At 64.8% G+C, this 12,060-nt stretch carries 13 protein-coding genes; 8 read left to right on the top strand and 5 right to left on the bottom strand.

Features of this window, described 5'->3' with window-relative positions:
• Nucleotides 1-103: 103 nt before the first annotated feature.
• The 4 genes from QHF85_RS42745 to QHF85_RS42730 form a co-directional block, all read right to left on the bottom strand.
• Nucleotides 104-664 carry a hypothetical protein gene (locus QHF85_RS42745; protein ID WP_281333233.1) on the bottom strand — a complete coding sequence of 187 codons (561 nt, stop codon included), beginning with the start codon at nt 662-664 and terminating at the stop codon, nt 104-106.
• On the bottom strand, nt 651-938 hold the full coding sequence (locus QHF85_RS42740; RefSeq protein ID WP_281333232.1) for a hypothetical protein: 288 nt from the start codon (nt 936-938) through the stop codon (nt 651-653). The genes QHF85_RS42745 and QHF85_RS42740 overlap by 14 nt, the downstream gene beginning before the upstream one ends.
• 90 nt (nt 939-1,028) lie before the next feature.
• Nucleotides 1,029-1,232: a hypothetical protein gene (locus QHF85_RS42735; protein WP_281333231.1), complete on the bottom strand. Its 204-nt coding sequence runs from the start codon at nt 1,230-1,232 to the stop codon at nt 1,029-1,031.
• A gap of 143 nt (nt 1,233-1,375) precedes the next feature.
• A complete protein-coding gene (locus QHF85_RS42730) occupies nt 1,376-1,540 on the bottom strand; it encodes a hypothetical protein (protein WP_281333230.1) in 165 nt (54 codons plus the stop codon).
• A gap of 297 nt (nt 1,541-1,837) precedes the next feature.
• Between QHF85_RS42730 and QHF85_RS42725 the strand changes: the two genes are divergently transcribed.
• From QHF85_RS42725 to dbpB (QHF85_RS42690), 8 genes are all read left to right on the top strand, one after another.
• A complete protein-coding gene (locus QHF85_RS42725) occupies nt 1,838-2,392 on the top strand; it encodes a hypothetical protein (protein ID WP_281333229.1) in 555 nt (184 codons plus the stop codon).
• A gap of 511 nt (nt 2,393-2,903) precedes the next feature.
• The gene (gene queC / locus QHF85_RS42720) at nt 2,904-3,617 is read left to right on the top strand and encodes a 7-cyano-7-deazaguanine synthase QueC (protein ID WP_281333228.1); all 714 of its coding nucleotides are present in this window, start codon (nt 2,904-2,906) and stop codon (nt 3,615-3,617) included.
• The gene (gene queE, locus QHF85_RS42715; protein ID WP_281333227.1) at nt 3,614-4,255 is read left to right on the top strand and encodes a 7-carboxy-7-deazaguanine synthase; all 642 of its coding nucleotides are present in this window, start codon (nt 3,614-3,616) and stop codon (nt 4,253-4,255) included. Before queC ends, queE begins: the two co-directional genes overlap by 4 nt.
• An 11-nt stretch (nt 4,256-4,266) precedes the next feature.
• Nucleotides 4,267-4,629 (top strand): 6-carboxytetrahydropterin synthase QueD, encoded by a 363-nt coding sequence (queD, locus tag QHF85_RS42710; protein WP_281333226.1) that lies wholly within the window; start codon nt 4,267-4,269, stop codon nt 4,627-4,629.
• Between the two features lie 143 nt (nt 4,630-4,772).
• Nucleotides 4,773-5,723, top strand: a complete 951-nt coding sequence (locus QHF85_RS42705; protein WP_281333225.1) for a hypothetical protein — start codon at nt 4,773-4,775, stop codon at nt 5,721-5,723.
• Nucleotides 5,723-6,868 carry a DGQHR domain-containing protein DpdB gene (gene dbpB, locus QHF85_RS42700; RefSeq protein WP_281333224.1) on the top strand — a complete coding sequence of 382 codons (1,146 nt, stop codon included), beginning with the start codon at nt 5,723-5,725 and terminating at the stop codon, nt 6,866-6,868. The genes QHF85_RS42705 and dbpB (QHF85_RS42700) overlap by 1 nt, the downstream gene beginning before the upstream one ends.
• The gene (gene dpdA, locus QHF85_RS42695; RefSeq protein WP_348652805.1) at nt 6,751-8,163 is read left to right on the top strand and encodes a tRNA-guanine transglycosylase DpdA; all 1,413 of its coding nucleotides are present in this window, start codon (nt 6,751-6,753) and stop codon (nt 8,161-8,163) included. The genes dbpB (QHF85_RS42700) and dpdA overlap by 118 nt, the downstream gene beginning before the upstream one ends.
• Nucleotides 8,160-9,308, top strand: coding sequence for a DGQHR domain-containing protein DpdB (gene dbpB / locus QHF85_RS42690; protein ID WP_281333223.1), 1,149 nt, complete (start codon nt 8,160-8,162; stop codon nt 9,306-9,308). Before dpdA ends, dbpB (QHF85_RS42690) begins: the two co-directional genes overlap by 4 nt.
• Before the next feature lie 467 nt (nt 9,309-9,775).
• On the opposite strand, the gene dpdD is transcribed toward dbpB (QHF85_RS42690), so the two are convergent.
• The gene (gene dpdD, locus QHF85_RS42685; protein ID WP_281333222.1) at nt 9,776-12,055 is read right to left on the bottom strand and encodes a protein DpdD; all 2,280 of its coding nucleotides are present in this window, start codon (nt 12,053-12,055) and stop codon (nt 9,776-9,778) included.
• Nucleotides 12,056-12,060: the final 5 nt, after the last annotated feature.

The following is a 12,060-nucleotide window of genomic DNA, read 5'->3' as shown; positions in this document are numbered from 1 at the left end:
GCAGAAGAAGAAGGCGGGACTGCTCAGCGGGAGCGTCTCTCCCGCGAAGTGAGACCTGGAGTCGATGCGCAGGGAGGGGGTCAGTTTTACTGTCGTTAGGGGGTCAGAAGTTACTGTCGCTTGACAGCACGTGCTGCGAAAGGAAGTTCAGGCCGCCTCGCCCGTTCTTCCAGCGGAAGTGGAGCCCCTCGGCATCGACCCAGGCGGCAAGGTCATCGTGCCCGGAAAGCGCCTCGCCCGCGTTCCACAGCGTGTGGCGCAGCATGCGGACCTCGAAGGCTCGTCCGCCGTGAAACGCGATGAACTTGTGCCCCACATCCGCAAGAATGGCACCGAATAGAATGCTCGGGTCGAGATGCGCCCGCCCCTCGTGCCACACGGCGGTGCGAGCAAGGTGCTCGGCGGCTGAGCCGGCGATCTGAGCCGCCCGCTCCGCGCGCCTTGCTTCCTGCGCTTCTGCTCGCCTGTGAAGCAGGGCCTCGAGCTGCGGCCCCACTTCACGGTCGGGTTTGCCGACGAGCTGCTCGAGAGCCTCGCGCTCGACCCCGAGGAGAACGGCCACATGCTCGGACGTCTCCTCGAGGTATCGGCTGAGGCTCTTTGTATTCGGCTCCGCGATCCTGAGCGCGCACCGCAGCTCTTCGAGGCTGCTACGCTGCGGCATGCAGCGGCTCGTGCGGCTCCGGCAGCACGGGCTCGGGCCGATCGAAGTCCGGCGACGGCCCCGGCGCCTGGTCAGGCGCCCGCTTCGCCTGCGTGACGAGGCTCTTGAAGAGCTCCATGTCGGGCGTGTTGTTTTTGGCCGCCCGAGCGATTCGCCGAGCGACCGTGTACGGGTTCATGGAACGCGGCACACGCAGCTCCGTGATGCCGAGCGAGAGGAACATGCGCCGCTCGGCGAGCGTGGAGTAGCGAAGCGTGCGGCCATTGACGCGCATGGGAATCTCCTTTCCGGAAAACAGAAGGGCGCCCCGGAGCACGTCACTACGTGCCAGCGGGACACCCTGGTCGACGGACGATGAACGCTTTCAGCGATCCCACAACCTGCTGGGCCTCCAGGCCGGCGGCGGCTCCTCCTCGTCTCCGTCGAAGAGGTGGCGCTGATGGGGAGGCGGGTACTGGTTGGGGTATTGGGGCGGACCGTATCGAGGCGCCTGCCGCGTCGGCGCATGCCGGAACGCCAGCATGGCCACGGGCCGGTTTCGCTCGACGAACACGACACCGGTGAACATGGCCCCGTCCTCGCTGACGAGCTCGACGCCCGGTGGCGGACGTGCCGCTTCACGGAGCCATTCGAGCGTCTCATCGGCGACGGGGGCGATGTCCTTGAGGCGGCGCCGCAGCTCGTCGAACAGCGCCTCGCCGAGGATGTCCGCTACGAGTTGGAGGGCCAGATGGCCTCGGTCACGACCGCGAGCACGACGCCGGCCACGAGGGCGGCGGCGCCTTTCTTCGCCGAATCATTGGCCATGACGCGCTTGATGAACGAGGCGCCGGGGTTCTCGGGGTTCGTCGGGGCGGCGTTGGGCGTGGTGGGCATGGTTTCTCCTGTATACCTTTCGGGATCAACTGGGACGAGGTGGCTCCTCAGCCCAGGCAGATGGTGATGATCTGCGCGGCCATCATGATGACCGCGGCTGCGATGCGGAGCGCCTTGCTGACCGCCTTGGGGTCGCGGAGGAAGCTTGCGAGACGAGACATCACGGTGACCTCCTGGGCTGTGAGGGGGTTCCTCATGATCCTTATCTCCGCAATTTAGCGGTTATTGCGAGCCCGATTGACTCGTCCATTGGTTCGCGACGAACGAACAGAATCGTCCGGATGCAACCACGATGACGTGGTCGACGAGCGGCATGCCGAGCAGGTCTGCGGATTCCTGCACGCGCCGGGTGAGAGCGATGTCCTCGGGCGAGGGGTCCGGATTCCCGCTCGGGTGGTTGTGGACCAGGACGAACCCGGACGCGGCGAGCTCGAGGCCGGCTCGAAGGATGTCGGAAGGCCGAACGGCGAGCGCGTGGAGGCCGCCTCGTGCGATGAGGCGAGCTCCGCGGAGGGCGCCCTGACCGCTGAGCGCGAGGAGGTGCATCTCCTCGTGCACGAGGTGGCCAAGCCGCGGGTGGGCCCAAGCGACGACCTCCTGACAGGAGAGAATGCGGGGGGCGTCTGTACCTTCGATGAGTCGGCGGTGGCCGAGCTCGAAGGCGGCGAGGATGCGGGTGGCTTCGTCGGGGGTGAGGGCGAAGCGCTCGGTCAGCGCTTCGGGGGAGAGGCGGGCGAGCGCGGCGAGGTTGCCGAGAGATTCGAGGAGATGGGCTGCGACGCCGGGGCGTCCGAGCACGTGATCGAGGAGGGTTTCGCTGCGGGCGTGTTGGATGTCCGAAGGGAACCGTGAAGAATTGGCTGTCATGGGTTGGCGCTACGGAGGCAATCGTTCACCTCGAACCGTGAGGCGATGTGCCCATGACTTTTATCTCCGCGTATCTGTGGTTTTTCCGGGGCGCGCCTTCACCAGTGCTGCACCGTCTGTCCTCGCCAGGTCCCCCTTGACGCCGCCGAACGCTCCGCCTAGCGTGCACCCCCACACGACCTTCCGCGACGGAGCGCACCAGTCTGCAACCTGCACGTTCGAGCAGTGCGATGTCGTTCACCCTGGAGGGAGTCACCTACTACACAGCCGCCGACGTCGCTCGTGACGTCGGAGTGTCCAGGCAAACGCTGTGGAGGTGGCGTCAGGATCACAAAATTCCTCTGGGTCGACGCTACCGGGATCGGCAGGTAGTGTTCACCGCGGAGGAGCTGAGAGCCGTGCGCGCGTTTGCGCATCGTCTCGAGCCGATCGATGGTCCGAGCCCCGATCAGCTCAAGCTGTTCGGAGGACGACGCACATGATGGGAGATGGGACCATGAATGACAAACCCAAGGCAGTCGTGCTTCTCAGCGGAGGGCTCGATTCCACGACGGCACTCGCAATCGCTTTGAGCGAGGGCTTCGACGCCCATGCGCTCACGTTCCGCTATGGCCAGCGCCACGAGCACGAACTCGATGCGGCCAAACGCGTCGCCGAGCGTTTCGGCCTCAAGCAGCATGTCATCGCTCACCTTGACTTGCGCCTCTTTGGTGGCTCGGCGCTGACGGACGACATCGACGTCCCGAAGGGGCGTTCTTTGGAAGAGATGGGCGACGGCATTCCCGTGACTTATGTGCCCGCGCGCAATACGATCTTTCTGTCCTATGCTCTCGCTTGGGCCGAGGTGCTGGGCTCGAGTGATGTATTCATTGGCGTCAATGCGCTCGACTATTCAGGGTATCCCGATTGCCGACCGGAGTACATTCAGGCGTACCAGACCATGGCAAACCTCGCCACCAAGGCCGGCGTCGAGGGTCGCCAGCGGCTTCACATCCACACGCCTCTCATTGACCTCACCAAGGCGCAGATCATCCAGCGTGGACTAGCGCTCGGGGTGGAGTACGGCTTGACGCTCACTTGCTACGACCCCTCTCCCGAGGGTGAGGCGTGTGGCCTCTGCGATGCTTGTCTCCTTCGCCTCAAGGGGTTCGCGGAGAGCGGTCTTTCCGATCCGGCACGGTACCGCGTGCGGCCAGCAGCGATCGCATGACGTACGCTGTAAAGGAGATCTTCTACACCCTTCAAGGTGAAGGCGCCCGTGCGGGGCGTCCTGCGGTCTTTTGTCGCTTCACCGGCTGTAACCTCTGGACGGGACGCGAGGAGGATCGCGCGAGCGCCGTCTGTCGTTTCTGCGACACGGACTTCGTGGGGATGAATGGTCCTGGGGGCGGACGCTTCGAGACACCCCGAGACCTTGCGCAGGCGGTCGCTAGAAAATGGCCGACCCACACCTCACGTCACGCCAAGCCGTATGTCGTTTGTACGGGGGGCGAACCGCTGCTACAGCTCGACGAGCCACTCATCGAGGCTCTTCATGCCGAGGGCTTCGAGATCGCAGTCGAGACGAACGGCACACGTCCCAGCCCGGTCGGCATCGACTGGGTTTGCGTGAGCCCGAAGGCAGGATCCGATCTCATCCTCAAACACGGGGACGAGTTGAAGCTGGTGTACCCGCAGGAAGGCGCATCTCCCCATCTCTACGAGCCTTTTTCGTTCGCCCATTTCTACTTACAACCGATGGATGGGATTCTGAGGCAGCGGAACACCGAACTTGTCACACGCTATTGTCTCGAGCACCCACAGTGGCGCCTCAGCTTGCAGACCCACAAGTTGATTGGTATCCCGTAAGACGAGGATTCATGGAAATCTACAAGGAATTTACATTCGAGGCGGCGCATCGCCTTCCGAACGTTCCGCCCGGGCACAAGTGCGAGAGGCTCCACGGCCATTCCTTCCGCTGCGAAATTCGCGTGCGCGGCGAGGTGGATCCGCACCGGGGATGGCTCATCGACTTCGCTGACATCGCAAAGGCCTTCGAGCCTATCCGTGCGCGCCTCGATCACTACTACCTGAACGAGGTCGAGGGTCTCTCGAACCCGACGAGCGAGAACATCGCTCGCTGGATCTGGCAGCAACTCGCGCCCACGCTACCGAACCTGTCCGCGGTCGTCCTCCGTGAGACCTGCACCTGTGGCGCGATCTACCGGGGCGAGAAGGACTGAGAAGACGTACGCCAGAGCGTCGGGCAGAAGTGCGGTACTTTCCGCGGACAAACGCCGCCGCAGTTTCTTCTTCTTGGACCCCGCGCAGTTTTGTTGTACGGGGAGCGGCCGGTGTTCCGGACGCACGAGCAGGGGCTCCCCAGGTGAAGCGGATCGTACACATCATCGCGAGCTGCACCGACCGCAAGCGGCTTCCCGTCCCCGAGAAGCTCGCCATGCGGAACGTGCGCGCGGACAGCGGCGAGCGCTTCGAGCAGTGGTGGCGTGCTCTTGCTCAGGATCGGTCCCCGACCCTACCGGCGGTCGAGCTGTACGTGGGCGATCACTGGTCGGTCGTCCGAGAACTTCCAGCCGTGGCGAAGGCGTCGGGCCTCCAGGCCCACCTGTGGGTCGCTTCGGCGGGGTACGGCCTCGTGCCTGCGGAGGCATCGCTGCACGCGTACGCAGCGACGTTCTCGTCCGGCCATGCCGACTCCGTCCTCGTCGGCGGCAGCGACACGCGCTCCACGGCTGCGCGTGCATGGTGGAAGCGACTCGCAGAAGCGCCCGCGCCGCCCGGCAGCGGACCACGCACCCTTGCTGCCCTTGCGCGCTCCGCGCCGAACGCGATGCTTCTAGTGGTCGCATCGCCGCGGTACCTCGCTGCGCTGGAGGACGATCTCATCGAGGCGCAAGCTCATCTGCGAGCGCCGGATGACCTGTTGATCGTCTCCGGCTCCCCAGGCCCGACGTCCGACGCCTTGAAGCCGTGCTGGCTCCCTTCCACCGCGGCCCTCCAAGCCGAGCTCGGCGGTGCCCTTGGCTCCCTGCATGCTCGTGTTGCGCGGCGCATCCTGCAGGAAGCCGCGGACCATGGGCTCAAGACTTCTGAGGTCCGCCGTCGGCTCGCCGAACTCGAACGCCAGCAGGCTCCCGCGGCCCGGCCTGACCGCGAGCCGATGACAGACGACCAGGTCGTGTCGTTCATCCAGGAGCAGCTGGCGAAAGACGCCGGGGCGACGCACACACGGCTCTTACGCTCTCTACGCGACGGCGGCCGTGCCTGCGAGCAGAGCCGCTTCCGCCGGCTTTTTCTCCAGACGCGAGGGAGCTGATGGTAATCATCCGCAGAAACGCCATCCGGCGCCGCGCCCTGCGTATCTTTCAGGACAAGGACCGGCCCGTCTACATGTTTACATTGCGGGCCGATGAGCTCTTGAAGGTGGCCGATATTTCCCGCGTGGCACGCGACAACACGGGGGACCTCATTGGCTACCAGCGGCCCGAAGTTCGCAAGCACGTCCAAAACATTCTCGACTACCTCGATCAAGATGGTGGTCAGGTTCTTCTGCCCAATGCGATCATCCTGTCGCTCTCGTCGACAGCGGTATTCCAGCAAGTGCGAGGCCCGAAAGTGGACGATGGCCTATGCGAGGCTGGTACACTTCTGATTCCGCTTCCGAAAGCGGGATACCCGAAGCCTGCGTGGATCGTCGACGGGCAACAGCGAGCGATGGCCTTGTCTCGCTGCAAGCGGCAGGATTACCCGATTCCTGTCTGCGCCTTCATCGCGGACGACGTGGACACGCAGCGCGAGCAGTTCCTCCGGATCAACAGCACCAAGCCACTGCCCAGGGGCCTTATTACTGAGCTCTTGCCCAAGGTGGACACCCTGCTGCCCGCAAACCTCGCGGCACGCAGAGCTCCGGCTGCCATGTGCGAGCTCCTTAGCAGCGATCCAGAATCTCCGTTCCATGGGCTTATCCGGCGTTCGTCTGCGAAGCGGGCGCCGAAGACCAGCGTCGTCGCGGATACGGTCGTGATCCAGGTGCTCCAGGAGAGTTTCGGAAACCCGTCGGGGTGCCTGTTCTCCTACCGGAACATCGCGACCGGGGAAACGGATTTCGAAAGTATCCGCAAGCTCCTGTTCATGTACTGGCAAGCGGTAAAAGACGCGTTTCCGCACGCGTGGGGAGTTCCAGCCACGCAAAGCCGGTTGATGCACGGGGCCGGCTTGCGTGCCATGGGCAAGCTGATGGATCGTGTCATGGCCTCGGTGAACGTGGACGCCCACAACACGCCCCAAGTCGTACGGCGCGAACTCGCGCGTATAGCCCCGATCTGCAGATGGACTTCCGGCACATGGGAAGACCTGGGGGGCTTGAAGTGGAACGAGCTTCAAACCGTTCCCAACCACATTCGCATGCTCTCCAACTACCTCGTCCGGGCCTACCTCGACGGCCGTCGGGAGGTTCGATGAAGTACTTCCTTCCGGATAGCCAGGATCTCGTCGATCCGAGCTTCGATTTCGACCGTGAGCGGCGCTCGACGACGCGTCTCCGCCAGCGGGACGACTTGTACGCGCACGAGATCTTCAAGGATGGCGTGTGTGATGGACTTCTGGTCTCGAAAGGGATCGTCGACGGCTTTGGCGCCACGGGAGGACGGTACACCCTCGCGCAGCGGCAAAGGCTCCTGCGCACGGGAGCCCCAGACTTCTTCCGCATCGAGAACGCCCCTGGAGCCAAGCTCCCCATCATGGGCGATTGCGGGGCGTTCACCTATGTCAACGAGGAAGTCCCACCCTATAGCGTCGACGAAGTAACCGAGTTTTATCTCGATTGTCGATTCGATTTCGGCATTTCGGTCGATCACGTCATCCTCGCGTACCGACCAGAGTTCGATGAGCCGGGCGCCAGCATCCCGGAGGAGCTCCGGAAGCGACAGGACGTCACCCTGGAACTCGCTCGGCAGTTCCTCGCGAAGCAGCAAGGCGAACGTCTGCCCTTCACCCCTCTCGGCGTCGCGCAGGGCTGGAGTCCCAAGTCCTACGCACACTCGACGCGCGAACTGCAGAAGATGGGGTACCGGTACATCGCTGTCGGCGGGATGGTTCCCCTCAAGACGCCCGACATTCTTGCGAGCTTGGAGGCCATCGACAGCATCCGCGGGAAGGACACGCGGCTCCACCTCCTGGGCGTCACACGGACCGAGCAGCTTGGGGCCTTCGCACGGATGGGCGTGGCGAGCTTCGACAGCACCTCGCCGCTCCGGCAAGCCTTCAAGGACGACAAGGACAACTACTACACGCCGACGCGCACCTACACGGCCATCCGCATCCCGCAGGTCGAGGGCAACCCCAAGCTCCAGAAGCGCATCATGGCGGGCAAGGTCTCGCAGGAGAAAGCGCGCGAGCTCGAGAAGGGCTGCATGGTGGCCATGCGCCGGTTCGATGCGGGAGAGGTCGACCTCGAGAGTACGCTCGACGTGCTGCAACGGTACGACGAGCTCTGCGACGTCGCCGAACGCCGAGAAGTGTACCGGGAGGTGCTCGCGGATCGGCCCTGGAAGAGCTGTCCGTGCGACGTGTGCCGAACCATCGGCCACCATGTGATCTTGTTCCGCGGCGCGGAGCGCAACCGCCGCCGGGGCTTCCACAACACCTGGGTCTTCTACAAAGAGCTTCAACGAGATGTCGAAGCCGCGGCCATCGCTGCGCCGCGCGGAGCATCATCGCGCAACGCGCGCACGCGTCTTCCGGAGGTTGGAACATGAAGTACGAGCTGCGTCTACCGGCTGTCGAGGTGCGCCAGTCGGACAACCGAGTCCTCTACACGTTCGCGGTCGATGCCAAGCTCGTGCCGTCGTTCGCCGCTGTCTCACGCATCCGTCGCGACGAAGGGAGCCTGCAAGGCTACCAGCGCCCTGAGGTGCTCTCGCACATCGAAGAGATCAAGACGTACGTCGAGAGCGAGTCTCCGATGATCCCGAACGCGATCGTGCTCGCATTCGACTCGCGCGTGCGCTTCGAGCCGGCCGCGGGGACGAGCGTGGGCTACGCGCGTCCCGGGACGATCATCATCCCGGTCGACGATGAAGCGCCGCCGGAGACGCGCCCCGGCTTCATCGTGGACGGGCAGCAGCGCCTCGCCGCGATTCGAGACGCAGAGGTGCCGTCCTTCCCGATGTGCGTGAGTGCGTTCGTTACCGACGACGTTCGCGAGCAGACCGAGCAGTTCATCCTCGTGAACTCGACGAAGCCCCTGCCGAAGGGGCTGATCTACGAGCTGTTGCCGAACACGGAGGCATCGCTGCCGTCGATGCTCATGCGTCGGCGTCTTCCGTCGCTCCTGCTCACGAGGTTGAACCAGGACGAGGGCTCGCCCCTGCGCGGCATGATTCACACGCCCACGAACCCGACGGGTCTCATCAAGGACAACTCGATCCTGAAGATGCTCGAGAACAGTCTGAACGAGGGCGTGCTCTACCGGCTGCGCGAGGGCACGGGCGATGTGGATCTGGAGCCGATGCTCGGGGTGTTGTTCTCCTTCTGGAGAGCCGTGAGCGAGGTGTTCGGCGAGGCGTGGAAACGGAAGCCAAAGCAGTCCCGGTTGATGCACGGAGCGGGCATCGTGAGCCTGGGGCTGCTGATGGACAGGATCGCGGACCGTCACCGGAGCAAGGGGCTTCCGACAAAGAGGACATTTGTCAAGGAGCTCGAGCTTCTCAAGCCAGTGTGCAGGTGGACCGAGGGCACGTGGGACTTCGGGCCCGGTCAGCAGAGGAAGTGGAACGAGATCCAGAACACGTCGAAGGACATCCAGTTGCTCACGAACTACCTGATGGTGCAGTACAAGGCGCTCGTGTGGAACAAGGCACCGCAGAGGGCGGGGAGGCAGTTGAGTTGGACCGAGGCGTAAGGGCAGATGCGGTGATTCGGCCAGATAGCTGAACAGCAATGCCCAATCTGGGGCCTACCGCTCACGAGGCCGCTCCAGCTGCAAGCACTGCTGGAGAGGAACACACTCGTGACCCCGCCTATGCCGCCGGCTGACCGAGCGGCGCTCCCGAAACCCTGAAGCGCAAGTCCCCCCGCACGATCCCCCGACCGCGACCTCGTGTGGCAGCGCGATCCGTTCCCCGCGCAGCCCCGCCATGAGGGCTGCCCTCGTCCCGCTTCCGTGGACAACCCCACTCTGACGAACCGCCTCTGCCTCGAACTCCACGCTGAACCACCTTCGCTTCCGCTTCGCCCTCGAACTCTCCTCGTGCATCTTCGCGTCTTTGGCGGTGTCCATCGAAGCGGGGGCTCGGCCCTCGCCGCACTCGCTGACAAGTCGAGACCTTCAGACAAGTCGAGACCTTCAGCTATGTAGGGCGCGGATCCCTATTTATGGACGTCATCCGACGGCCGTTTGGCCAACCAACGACGAACCGCATCCAGGAGCGCGGTGCTGCTCTTGCTGCGCGCGTACTCGGTCGCTTTACCCGCACGCCGGTGCTGCATGATGGCGCCCGTGGCTGCGTGCGTCGCCGACTTCGTGGCGATCACGAAGAGTTCTGCCGTTTTTGCGGCCTCGCGCATGGGCTCCGTGCCCCCTAATTCGCTGAACGTCTTCAGCTTGGCGTTGGGGCAAGCACGCCCGAGTGCGTTGACGACGCGCTGTAGCGCGTCGGTCTCGAGCGAGTAAAAGGCGATGTACCGCCCGGCGAGCGCCGCCCACTCGTTTCCCGCTTCTCCGGGCGGCCGAGCCTCGGTCTGCACCGGGAGCACCTCGGCGACGCCGAGTTCGACACAGAGTTGGCGGACGAGATCTTTATCGACCTCGTCGATGCGCACCCAACGACGCGACGCCATGCTCGCGAGGCGCGTCGCCGCCGCGGTGCGCTCACCCTTCGACGCGCACGGCGTCATGATGAGCATTTCGAGCGTATCTGCGATAGGTCGAACCGTCCCCGGCGTGTCGGCAACGTCGATGGCTCTCGCGATGACGTCGAGGGTTGTGGCGTATTCCGACGGCGTGGTCGAGAGCCTCGCCTGACCCAGCCGGACGAGCGCCGAAATGGCCGAGAGCGTCAGCGCATCATCGGTCGCGAGGACGTCGAAAAGCGACGTGAAGATCGGTGACAAGCGGGGGTCCGGTGGGTCGCGGAGAAAGGCCTCGAGCACGTATGGAAGTGCTTGACGGAGCGCTTCGGCGGCCCATTTCTCGAGAGTGCCTTCGATTACCCCGATGATGATCGCGATGGCATCGGGGTTGCCTGCGATCGCCTCGACGTCCCACGCGGCGACACCCTTTTCGGCGCGCGACACTGCCCCCGGCCAGTCGGCCTTCGAGTGCAAACGCTCGAACCATTCGAGCCACGAGGACGTCGGTTGTGGAGCAGCGGTCAGTTTCCCGACGACCGCCGCGAGATGCCCGAGGTGCGCCTTGCACCAGCCGTATTCGAGAAGCGAGCTTCGCTCGGTTGGCGCGAGCTGCTCCCAGGCGGCGAGCGTCTCAACCACGGCGCTCTCGTCATCGAGGAGACGGGCGCACTGGAGGAGCACCTTCACACGCTGCGGAGACGCCGGCGCTTCGAGCGCGAGCGCAAAGGCGCGGTCGAGATCGCCGCCGCCGAGCGCGCGCTGAGCGAGCTCGAGCACGGACACTGGCGGCGCCGCGTCGACCTCGGGCGAGGCCGCGGCGTCGGCGTCGCGACGACCGACCGTACGTCGAGCGAGCTCCGCTCGAAGCGCATCGGCAAACGCGACGTGTCCGTTCTCAGCGATGCGCGTGAGCGCACCGTCGGTCGCGACGTCACCTTGCCCGCGAACCGCGTCCGCGAGCGTGAAGCAGACATCGACCTCCAGACCTCCGAGGTTCTTTCGCGACGAGAACGCGACGTCGAAATCCGGGAACACGGCTTGGAAGCGCGCGAGCGCCGCGTCGACGGCTCCTGCGCCGACGAATGACGCCAGATCGCGATGATAGATGGCTTCGACGAGGAGCTGGCGCACCCGCCAGGGGAGACTCCGCAGCTCGAGCACGCTCGGCAGCGCCGAATGCGCGAAAATGCCTGCCCAGTCGCGCTTGGCGGCGAGGCGCCGCAGTTCCAGGAACGCGAGGTTGACCTCGTCGAGGTGGCCGCCGCCGCGTAGCACGTTGATCTCCTCGGCGACGGCGGCGTCGTCTCCGACCTGCATCGCGAACTCAAGATCGCGCAGGATACGTCCCACCGGGCGCACCTTGCCGGCGCGCCGGTGCGGGCGCGAAAGCAAGCAGCTCGCGAGCGCCTCGAGCCGCGCGCGCGCCTCTTTACGATGATCGGGGTGGACCGCGACGCGGAACGCTCGCCCTTCGAACTCTTCAGCGAATGCCGCTTCCGCCTCGTCGGCGGGCTCGAGGGGCCGAAGCGGCGCGCTTATCTCGGCGTAAGTGCGCCCCAGGAATGCGGCGAGGAGGTCGGCCGCGAAGCGCGCGTCAGACTCGCTTCGCCATCCGACGTACCAGTCGACACGATCAGGGGACGTACGGACGCGCGGCAGGGCGGCGATCGGCGCGCCTCGTTCGATCAGATCGATGAACCGCTGGAGCGCCTTCCGCGTCGGGCTTCGCGCGTCCGACAGCGCTTTCCACTGAAGCTCGGGAACGTTGTCCTCACCGAAGAAGGTGTCCCATCGCACAATCG

The sequence above is a fragment of the Polyangium sp. 6x1 genome (assembly GCF_029946515.1).
Classification (GTDB): domain Bacteria; phylum Myxococcota_A; class Polyangia; order Polyangiales; family Polyangiaceae; genus Polyangium.
The sequence above is the reverse complement of the archived record's forward strand: the minus strand, read 5'-3'. Positions and strand labels throughout refer to the sequence as shown.

Bases quoted from the DNA above. Each gene is read 5' to 3' on its own strand.
- dbpB (WP_281333224.1), top strand. From the start codon at position 5,723: ATGGTAATCATCCGCAGAAACGCCATCCGGCGCCGCGCCCTGCGTATC.
- QHF85_RS42745 (WP_281333233.1), bottom strand. From the start codon at position 664: ATGCCGCAGCGTAGCAGCCTCGAAGAGCTGCGGTGCGCGCTCAGGATC.
- queE (WP_281333227.1), top strand. From the start codon at position 3,614: ATGACGTACGCTGTAAAGGAGATCTTCTACACCCTTCAAGGTGAAGGC.
- queD (WP_281333226.1), top strand. From the start codon at position 4,267: ATGGAAATCTACAAGGAATTTACATTCGAGGCGGCGCATCGCCTTCCG.
- QHF85_RS42740 (WP_281333232.1), bottom strand. From the start codon at position 938: ATGCGCGTCAATGGCCGCACGCTTCGCTACTCCACGCTCGCCGAGCGG.
- QHF85_RS42735 (WP_281333231.1), bottom strand. From the start codon at position 1,232: ATGTTCACCGGTGTCGTGTTCGTCGAGCGAAACCGGCCCGTGGCCATG.
- QHF85_RS42730 (WP_281333230.1), bottom strand. From the start codon at position 1,540: ATGCCCACCACGCCCAACGCCGCCCCGACGAACCCCGAGAACCCCGGC.
- queC (WP_281333228.1), top strand. From the start codon at position 2,904: ATGAATGACAAACCCAAGGCAGTCGTGCTTCTCAGCGGAGGGCTCGAT.
- dpdA (WP_348652805.1), top strand. From the start codon at position 6,751: ATGGGAAGACCTGGGGGGCTTGAAGTGGAACGAGCTTCAAACCGTTCC.
- dbpB (WP_281333223.1), top strand. From the start codon at position 8,160: ATGAAGTACGAGCTGCGTCTACCGGCTGTCGAGGTGCGCCAGTCGGAC.